General features: G+C 59.7%; 2 protein-coding genes. Both read right to left on the reverse strand.

Features of this window, described 5'->3' with window-relative positions; genetic code table 11:
• Nucleotides 1–205: DUF523 domain-containing protein (locus F8N66_RS31305; RefSeq protein WP_150773742.1), on the reverse strand; the 205-nt coding region annotated here is incomplete at its 3' end.
• Between the two features lie 237 nt (nt 206–442).
• Nucleotides 443–588: FAD-dependent oxidoreductase (locus F8N66_RS31310; RefSeq protein ID WP_191623077.1), on the reverse strand; the 146-nt coding region annotated here is incomplete at its 5' end.

Genomic DNA, 588 nt, shown 5'->3' on the forward strand with positions numbered 1-588 from the left:
GTTCGGGGCCACCCACCAGGCGGATGGGTTGGCGCGGAATGCCGAGGCCGATGGCAACTTCCGGACACACCGGGACGAAATCGAAGTAGTCAGTGAGGGTGTGGCTGCACAGCCGCGATTGCTTGTGCCCGCCGTTGAAGCGCACCTCGGCACCCATGAGGCAGGCGCTGATGGCGATTTTAGGTTTCACGGTGGGGCAGGGCATCGGGGCACCTCGAATCCAGACCTGTACAGATTTTTTGCTCTGTACAACATGTGCTTCATCATAGATTCAAAGGTGTGCAAGTCAAATTATTTGTATAGGTTTTCGTTTGCCCGAGCACATTTCCTGTAGGAGCCGGCTTGCCGGCGAAGGCGTCTTCATGGGCGGTGCAAGGCTTGTGGCTGCCTTCGCTGCGGTGCGGCGATCCGACAAGCCCGCTCCTACAGAAAATCAAAGCGTTCACTGCAGATGTGCATGTAAGCGGCGGGCAGCTTCCTGACCGCTGAGCCAGGCACCTTCGACCCGCCCGGATAGGCACCAGTCGCCGCAGGCATAAAGGCCCAGGTCGGCATCGGCCAGCACGCCCCATTCATGGCTGGTTGCGG

Origin of the sequence: Pseudomonas fluorescens (genome assembly GCF_902498195.1) — a bacterium.
Lineage (GTDB): Bacteria > Pseudomonadota > Gammaproteobacteria > Pseudomonadales > Pseudomonadaceae > Aquipseudomonas > Aquipseudomonas fluorescens_BU.